This window comes from Tritonibacter sp. SIMBA_163 (genome assembly GCF_046535935.1).
In the GTDB taxonomy this organism is placed as follows: Bacteria; Pseudomonadota; Alphaproteobacteria; order Rhodobacterales; family Rhodobacteraceae; genus Epibacterium; species Epibacterium scottomollicae.
In genome coordinates, this window is sequence record NZ_JAWJBP010000343.1 from 1 (window position 1) to 278 (window position 278).

General features: G+C 66.9%; 1 protein-coding gene. It reads left to right on the forward strand.

Features of this window, described 5'->3' with window-relative positions; translation table 11 throughout:
• Window positions 1-278, forward strand: a 278-nt coding sequence (locus tag R0J92_RS22655; protein WP_411053316.1) for a hypothetical protein, incomplete at its 5' end; no start/stop codon positions are given.

A 278-nucleotide genomic window follows, 5' to 3' on the forward strand; every position in this document is an offset into this window, starting at 1 on the left:
GCCGATCCGCTCTCGGCTTGGATTCGTGGGCCGAGACGGATGCGATTGCCGACATGGGGCCGCAGGGCGTGGCCGCGTTCGCGTCCAACATGCACACCGAAGCGAAGCGGCTGGAGGACGCGGCGAAGACGCGGCCCGAAAGGCTGACCGCGAGGCGGATGCGGCAGATCGCGGAAGACACGCTGACCGACTTGCAGCAGATGCGCCGCACCGCCGCACAAACCGAGCCCGAGACAGAGCAGGAGCTTGACTTCGAGGCTGGGGACATTTTCGGGTAG